We start from the raw sequence: 6,226 nt of genomic DNA, 5'->3' as shown, positions 1-6,226 counted from the left end.
CCCGTCGGTATGCACAACAGCGCATTGCCTCGCGCTTTCACTGGCAGGGTTTCACAATGGTGGAAGGATCGGGCCTGTCGCGGCGGAACCGTATCAGCGCCCGGCAGATGGTGACGCTGCTGGAAGCCTTCCGGCCCTATCGCGGGTTGCTGCCATCGCCGGAAACCGGGATCCAGGCCAAGACAGGCACCCTGAAGGGCATCAGCAGTTATGCGGGTTACCTGGAGAGCCGTCCTTTTGCCCTTTTCATCAACCAGCCGGCAGCCTACGGCCTGCGTCTGCGCGTCGCCCGCGAGCTGCTGGCGCGGATCAGGAAACCATCAGCACCAGTCCGGTAGGTCCACTTCCCGTTCCAGCAGCTCCTGGATGTTGGCCGCAATGGCGCGGTAGCCCACATTGCCGTAGAGCCGCTGGCGTCCTTCGTTCATGATCCAGGTGGGGCTGCCTTCTATCATGCGGTTGCGGTGATCATCCATGTCCAGGGACAGGGCAGCGTGGGCATTGCCGTTGCTGATTTCTGCCTCCACTTCGTCCACAGGAATGCCCAGCGCTTCCAGATGGCCGTGCAGTACGGATTCGTCGGCAATATTCTGCAGTTTGCTGAAAAAGGCCAGGCGCAGCTGCCACACCAGTTCTTCGAACAGGGTACGCGGTGCACCCGCCGGCCGGGGCAACCCGCCACGTTTTTCGAGCAGCTGCACCGCCTTGAGGGTGAGATGTACGGGCATGGAAGACGCCGGGATGTTGCGGGTCCAGATCTGCGGATGAATATCCACGTGGGGAAAGTGCTGCTGCAGCCCGCGCACATGGGCGGAGTAGCCGGCATAACCGCCATCGGCATAGCCCTGGGCGATGCGGATTTCGTTGTTGCCGAAAAGGGTGATGAAATGATGCCTGATCCGGATCCTGTCACCGAATTCCTGTTTGAGCTCATCCAGCTTGATCTGAGCAAAATAGGCCCAGACACACAGCATGTCGGTGTAATAGTCGATCTCGATTCTGTCCTGCATAGTGCTCATTTCCGCCCCAGAGTCCCGTCATCCAACTATGACGCCACCGGCAGCAGTCCGTGAAAAACGCCGTAAATACATTCATGTAGACTTGGCTGCGACTTCCGTGCCGCAGACATTTTCTCGGACTGCCACTGGTACCGTTTTCAGTGACTTACCTTCATAGATGACATGGTCCTGATTTCCGCCCTTTTTGGAGTAATTTTCAGAGTCTACATGCTAAGATTGGCACCGTCAGCACATCTCTCAAATGAATGGAGGAGAATTATGGGAACCGGCGCTATCGTCACTATCGTTATCCTGGTGGTCATCCTGGGACTGATCATGTATGTGATCGGCATCTACAACAAACTGGTCACACTCAAGAACCGCTACAAGAACGCCTTTGCCCAGATCGAGGTTCAGCTCAAGCGTCGCTATGACCTGATTCCCAATCTGATGGAAACAGCCAAGGCCTACATGAAGCACGAGCGGGAAACTCTCGAAGCCGTTATCAATGCACGGAATGCCGCGGCAAATGCCCTGAGCAAGGCCGCTGCCGATCCCGGCAACGCCGAAGCCATGGGCGCCCTGGCGGGCAGCGAACAGGCTCTCGCCGGCGCCATGAGCCGTTTCAACATGGTCATGGAGGCCTACCCCGACCTGAAAGCCAACCAGAACATGATGCAGTTCAGCGAAGAACTGACCAGTACGGAAAACAAGATCGCCTTTGCACGTCAGTCCTTCAATGATTCTGTCATGCAATACAACACCTACAGGCAGTCTTTTCCACCCGTGGTTTTCGCCGCCATGTTCGGCCATCCTACCGATGCCAGCCTGCTGGAATTCGAAGACAGCGCCGAGATGCAGGCAGCTCCCAAGGTCTCCTTCTGAGCTGAAACCCTATGGATTTCTTTTCCGCCCAGGATGACGCCCGGCGCAAAACGCGCTGGCTCGTCTTCCTTTTTGTTCTGGCCATTCTGTCGATTGTCATTCTGACCAATTTGTTCATCATGTTGTTTGCAGAATACTCCACCGACTACTATGTGCAGAATCACACGCCCATGACCTTCTGGGAGCAGTTCAACTGGGCGCGCTTCACAGGCATCGGCTTGGGCGTCACCGTGGTGATCTTTCTGGGCAGCGCTATCCGCACGCTCAGTTTGCGGGGCGGCGGCAAGACCGTGGCGGAAATGATGGGCGGACGTCTGGTGTCCGGCAATCCCAAAAACCCACTGGAACGCCGCCTGCTGAATGTGGTGGAAGAAATCTCTATTGCCTCGGGAACGCCCGTTCCCCAGGTGTACGTCATGGAGCACGAACCCGGCATCAACGCCTTCGCCGCCGGCTACACCACCGGCGATGCCGTGGTGGCCGTCACCCAGGGCACGCTCGAAAAGCTCAACCGCAGCGAGCTGCAGGGCGTCATCGCCCATGAATTCAGCCATATCATCAACGGCGACATGCGCCTGAACATCCGCCTTATCGGCATCCTGTTCGGCATTCTCATGGTCGCCCTGATCGGCCGCCTGATTTTCCGTTGGGGCGCCCTCGGCGGGCGCAGCAGCAAGGAAAACAACGGTGTCCCCCTGGTCGTGCTGGGACTGGGTCTGCTGATCATGGGCTACGTGGGCGTCTTCTTCGGCAACCTGATCAAGGCCTCGGTCAGCCGCCAGCGCGAATATCTGGCCGATGCCTCTGCGGTACAGTTCACCCGTGATCCCGACGGCATTTCCGGCGCATTGAAAAAGATCGGTGGTGACTCCCAGGGGGCGCTGATCGTCCATCCGGACGCTGAAGAGCTGAGCCATGCCTATTTCGAGGAAGGCGTGCCGCATCTGTTCAGTTCCCTGTTTGCCACACACCCGCCCCTGGACAAGCGTATCCGCAAGATACAGCCAAACTGGGACGGCAAGTTCATTGTTCCTCAGCAGGCTTCCCGTGACGAGGTTCAGCGAGAGGAAGACAAGCGCGAAGAACCCCGTATATCACCCAAAGACATGGCGCTCGGTGGTGTCATTCTGAGCAGCGTGCTGGACAACATCGGCAAGGCGGGCGCACCCGATGCAGCAAACATGGAAGAAGCACAGCGTCTGCTGGAATACCTGCCCGGTGAATTGCACGAAGCGGCAGCTGAACCCTATGGCGCCCGGGCGCTCATCTATGCGCTGCTGCTGGACGATGAGCGCGGTGTGCTGGAAAAACAGATATGGCATCTGCAGGACAAGGCCGACAAGGGCGTTGCCATACTCACCGAGAAGTACATGGCCACGGTAAAACAGCTGGCACCCAAACTGCACCTCGTGCTTGTCGATCTCGCCATGCCCGCGCTGCGTCAGTTGTCCACCGGACAGTATCATCTGTTCAGGGACAACCTGCAGGCGCTCATCGATATGGACGGTCAGATCACGCCGTTCGAGTGGTCCCTGCAGAAAATCATCCTGCACAATCTGGAAGCTCATTTCGAGCACAGGATCTCCCGCATCGGGCGCTACAGGCATATCTCGCGTTTGTCTCCGGAAATCAGCATCATGCTCAGTTATCTGGTACACAACACCCATGAAACAGAGAGTGAAGCCAATCATCCCTTCGAAGCAGCCATGCGTGTGCTGGACATGGAAGGCCTGAGGCTGCTGAAGAAGGACGACCTCGACCTGAAAGAACTGGACAAGGCCCTGCACAAGCTCAACCAGCTCAAGCCCCTGCTGAAACCACAGTTGCTCAAAGCCTGCGCCGCCAGCGTGACCGCAGATGGAGAAATCACCGCTACCGAGCTCGAGCTGTTGCGGGCATTTTCCTCGTTGCTGGACTGCCCGCTGCCGCCATTGCCTGAACTGGACTGATGTACAACGAGCGCCGGGCGCTTTTCCTGGGGCTCACCGCGGTATTGCTGTGGTCCACGGTCGCTTCGGCCTTCAAGATATCCCTGCGCTACCTGTCGCCCGTGCAACTGCTGTTCTGGGCCTGCCTGACCTCCGTCTGCATCCTAGGGCTGGTACTGTTATTGCAGGGCAAACTGAAGGAAATGCTGAGGATGCCGCCGGCGTCACTGCTGCACCTCGGACTGCCCGGTCTGCTGACACCCTGGCTCTACTACCTGGTGCTGTTCAAGGCTTATGAACTGCTGCCTGCCCAGGAAGCACAACCCCTGAACTACAGCTGGGCCATCACCCTGTCTCTGCTTGCCGTACCCATTCTTGGCCACAAATTGCGCCGCAAACAGCTTGCGGCCATTGCCCTGAGCTATGCAGGCGTGATCATCATCGCCACCCGGGGTGATCCACTGAGTCTGCATTTCAGCAACGGTTTCGGGGTGTTCCTGGCTTTGGCCAGTACGCTGATCTGGGCCACGTACTGGATATGGCAGACCTGGAGCCGTGTGGACCCGGTTATTGGTCTGTTTTGCAATTTCGTCTTTGCCCTGCCCTTCGTCACCCTGACGCTATGGCTGACAGAAGGTTTTTCCCTGCCGGATCAGAAAGGCCTGGCGGGCGCCATGTATGTGGGCATGTTCGAAATGGGCCTGACCTTCCTGCTATGGCTGAAAGCACTGCAGCTGACGCGCAGAACAGTTCGTATAGCCAACCTGATCTACCTGTCGCCTTTCCTCTCCCTGGTGCTGATTCACTACCTGGTCGGCGAAGAAATACTGGCTTCCAGCTATCTGGGACTGCTGCTCATCGTCGCGGGTGTGCTGCTGCAACAGCAGCGTGAATTCACGAATGAGGAGGAAATTCCTTCATGATCTTCTCGGGCACCTCGCCCTTGCCGACAAGGGAGGTAGCAGAAGCCTCCATCACGACGGTAACCATGACCGATATCAGTGTGGGCATGATGGCGATCCTCGTGATGACTGTTACAAGAATATTGGCCATGTGAGCATCCTTCATGCCACTGGTCAGCAATTCCGCCAGCAGCAGAATAACAGCGGTAATGGCATAGCCGATCAGCAGCAGCTTGCAGCGTTTGAAGGCCAGCCGCCAGTGTGCGGCAACAAACCAGCGGGATTCACGCTGACCACGAAAATAGATGTAGGTGATGACAGCCAGTGAAAGCACAAGGGGAATCAGCAGGCCTTTCAAGCCGATACCCAGCATGATGGTCGCAGGCGTCAGCAACAGGTGGAAAAAGAAAATGTTCAGCACGAACAGGTCATGCGCCCACCGAGCCGCCTTTTTTTCGCTGTCAGAAATATCCATTGGCCACGATCCTGTTCCAAAAAATGTCATTCTAGTAACAATATCAGCGGTTTGCAGTGATAAATCGCATACATGGCCTTGATATTTCCACTATTGCACCCAACTTCCTTGCACAGCAGGCGACAGCACACTACACTGTCATTCCTGCAAAACAGCAGGCTGAAACAGCTGCGCAGTTTCGGGGGCGACATGGCTTTCGACGCGGATAGCAAAACCTGAGGTGCATGTCGAGGATGTAGATTCCCTCGTTAATCCATCTGCAAACTGATAGTTGCCAACGACGACAACTACGCACTCGCCGCCTAAGAAACGGTAGGGTGCCGCTTCACCGGAGCCGTGTCTGTGCGTCCGGAACCGAAGCGTCGATTCTCACAGAATCGCGATGAAGCTCGTCCGGGGTGGATTCGCTAAACTCTTACCGGACTCGTCGTTATACCGCCCTGTCCGTCGGGTGGTAAACGGCTAAATTTTAATAGACCGGACTAAGCATGTAGAGCCAAAGGCGGAGGATTCGCGGACGCGGGTTCGATTCCCGCCGCCTCCACCAATCAAACGACACCGAATGACCCCGAAAGACCCGCAACAGCGGGCTTTCTGGCGGTCTTGTCGCGTTTCTTGCAAAAATCAAAAAGTGTCGTTTTGGGTCAAAAAACACCAACAAAACGTCACGAATCCGTCACACGTCTTGAAGCCGGGTCGCCAGCGGTAGCCAGCGACCTGGCCCAGCACGACACAGAAACGCAATCCTTTCTCCTCCTGGAGACCTTTTCGTCATTCGAACGGAATCACCCTGCCTAGTTCGCGCAATCTGCTGCTTTTCGTTCTCATGTTGCTGATTTCGCGGAAGGCGGCGCACCTGGAATCGATTCGGCGTTCTGTGCTTCATTCCGCCGTGACACGCTGGGCCACGCTGGCCCGGCGTAAGCGCCAAACAATCAGCCCTATTGCATTTTTTTGACAGGCGTGTTCCAGGGTAGCAGGGCTTCAATGTCCTCAACCGTCCTGGCATTGCCGATGTGCTGCAGCACATGGTGGAGG

At 56.7% G+C, this 6,226-nt stretch carries 6 protein-coding genes and 1 other RNA gene; 5 read left to right on the top strand and 2 right to left on the bottom strand.

Features of this window, described 5'->3' with window-relative positions; genetic code table 11:
- Window positions 1–338, top strand: a 338-nt coding sequence (locus ACOCD2_RS10535; RefSeq protein ID WP_419625695.1) for a D-alanyl-D-alanine carboxypeptidase, incomplete at its 5' end; no start/stop codon positions are given.
- Here ACOCD2_RS10535 and ACOCD2_RS10530 read toward each other — a convergent pair.
- On the bottom strand, window positions 321–1,010 hold the full coding sequence (locus tag ACOCD2_RS10530; RefSeq protein WP_293645624.1) for a DsbA family oxidoreductase: 690 nt from the start codon (window positions 1,008–1,010) through the stop codon (window positions 321–323). The two genes, ACOCD2_RS10535 and ACOCD2_RS10530, sit on opposite strands and share 18 nt — an antisense overlap.
- 267 nt (window positions 1,011–1,277) lie before the next feature.
- Here ACOCD2_RS10530 and ACOCD2_RS10525 point away from each other — a divergent pair, with 267 nt between their 5' ends.
- From ACOCD2_RS10525 to ACOCD2_RS10515, 3 genes are read left to right on the top strand one after another with little or no spacing between them, the layout of a single operon-like run.
- Window positions 1,278–1,883: a LemA family protein gene (locus ACOCD2_RS10525; protein ID WP_293645626.1), complete on the top strand. Its 606-nt coding sequence runs from the start codon at window positions 1,278–1,280 to the stop codon at window positions 1,881–1,883.
- An 11-nt stretch (window positions 1,884–1,894) separates the two neighbouring features.
- On the top strand, window positions 1,895–3,832 hold the full coding sequence (locus ACOCD2_RS10520) for a M48 family metallopeptidase (RefSeq protein WP_293645628.1): 1,938 nt from the start codon (window positions 1,895–1,897) through the stop codon (window positions 3,830–3,832).
- The gene (locus tag ACOCD2_RS10515; RefSeq protein ID WP_293645630.1) at window positions 3,832–4,734 is read left to right on the top strand and encodes a DMT family transporter; all 903 of its coding nucleotides are present in this window, start codon (window positions 3,832–3,834) and stop codon (window positions 4,732–4,734) included. The genes ACOCD2_RS10520 and ACOCD2_RS10515 overlap by 1 nt, the downstream gene beginning before the upstream one ends.
- Here ACOCD2_RS10515 and ACOCD2_RS10510 read toward each other — a convergent pair.
- Window positions 4,706–5,188 (bottom strand): hypothetical protein, encoded by a 483-nt coding sequence (locus ACOCD2_RS10510; RefSeq protein ID WP_293645632.1) that lies wholly within the window; start codon window positions 5,186–5,188, stop codon window positions 4,706–4,708. The genes ACOCD2_RS10515 and ACOCD2_RS10510 overlap by 29 nt on opposite strands.
- Window positions 5,189–5,368: 180 nt before the next feature.
- Here ACOCD2_RS10510 and ssrA point away from each other — a divergent pair.
- Window positions 5,369–5,735: a transfer-messenger RNA gene (ssrA, locus tag ACOCD2_RS10505) on the top strand.
- The last annotated feature ends 491 nt before the right edge of the window (window positions 5,736–6,226 follow it).

Source organism: Thiolapillus sp. (genome assembly GCF_048562965.1).
GTDB lineage: Bacteria > Pseudomonadota > Gammaproteobacteria > Chromatiales > Chromatiaceae > Thiolapillus > Thiolapillus brandeum_A.
The sequence above is the reverse complement of the archived record's forward strand: the minus strand, read 5'-3'. Positions and strand labels throughout refer to the sequence as shown.

What these genes read in the sequence shown, in the direction of transcription:
- ACOCD2_RS10530 (WP_293645624.1), bottom strand. Translation starts at nt 1,010, where the DNA reads ATGCAGGACAGAATCGAGATCGACTATTACACCGACATGCTGTGTGTC.
- ACOCD2_RS10525 (WP_293645626.1), top strand. Translation starts at nt 1,278, where the DNA reads ATGGGAACCGGCGCTATCGTCACTATCGTTATCCTGGTGGTCATCCTG.
- ACOCD2_RS10520 (WP_293645628.1), top strand. Translation starts at nt 1,895, where the DNA reads ATGGATTTCTTTTCCGCCCAGGATGACGCCCGGCGCAAAACGCGCTGG.
- ACOCD2_RS10515 (WP_293645630.1), top strand. Translation starts at nt 3,832, where the DNA reads ATGTACAACGAGCGCCGGGCGCTTTTCCTGGGGCTCACCGCGGTATTG.
- ACOCD2_RS10510 (WP_293645632.1), bottom strand. Translation starts at nt 5,188, where the DNA reads ATGGATATTTCTGACAGCGAAAAAAAGGCGGCTCGGTGGGCGCATGAC.